This window comes from Rossellomorea oryzaecorticis, assembly GCF_038405515.1.
GTDB lineage: Bacteria > Bacillota > Bacilli > Bacillales > Bacillaceae_B > Rossellomorea > Rossellomorea oryzaecorticis_A.
In genome coordinates this window covers 1-939 of the sequence record NZ_JBBYAF010000096.1, presented here as the reverse complement: position 1 = coordinate 939, position 939 = coordinate 1, and the positions used below count along the sequence as shown (strand labels likewise).

1 rRNA gene is annotated in these 939 nt (G+C 54.5%); it reads left to right on the top strand.

Features of this window, described 5'->3' with window-relative positions:
- Nucleotides 1–939, top strand: a 23S ribosomal RNA gene (locus AAEO50_RS21120); the annotation flags it as partial.

Below are 939 nucleotides of genomic sequence, written 5' to 3'. Positions count from 1 at the left end.
TATAGTAGCGAAGTTCCTGATTCCACACTGCCAAGAAAAGCCTCTAGCGAGGAAAAAGGTGCCCGTACCGCAAACCGACACAGGTAGGCGAGGAGAGAATCCTAAGGTGAGCGAGAGAACTCTCGTTAAGGAACTCGGCAAAATGACCCCGTAACTTCGGGAGAAGGGGTGCTCTTTGAGGTGCATAGCCTCGAAGAGCCGCAGTGAATAGGCCCAGGCGACTGTTTAGCAAAAACACAGGTCTCTGCGAAGCCGTAAGGCGAAGTATAGGGGCTGACGCCTGCCCGGTGCTGGAAGGTTAAGAGGAGTGCTTAGCGCAAGCGAAGGTGCGAATCGAAGCCCCAGTAAACGGCGGCCGTAACTATAACGGTCCTAAGGTAGCGAAATTCCTTGTCGGGTAAGTTCCGACCCGCACGAAAGGCGTAACGATCTGGGCACTGTCTCAACGAGAGACTCGGTGAAATTATAGTACCTGTGAAGATGCAGGTTACCCGCGACAGGACGGAAAGACCCCGTGGAGCTTTACTGTAGCCTGATATTGAATTTTGGTACAGCTTGTACAGGATAGGTAGGAGCCTTGGAAGCCGGAGCGCCAGCTTCGGTGGAGGCGTTGGTGGGATACTACCCTGGCTGTATTGAAATTCTAACCCGCGCCCCTTATCGGGGTGGGAGACAGTGTCAGGTGGGCAGTTTGACTGGGGCGGTCGCCTCCTAAAGAGTAACGGAGGCGCCCAAAGGTTCCCTCAGAATGGTTGGAAATCATTCGCAGAGTGTAAAGGCACAAGGGAGCTTGACTGCGAGACCTACAAGTCGAGCAGGGACGAAAGTCGGGCTTAGTGATCCGGTGGTTCCGCATGGAAGGGCCATCGCTCAACGGATAAAAGCTACCCCGGGGATAACAGGCTTATCTCCCCCAAGAGTCCACATCGACGGGGAGGT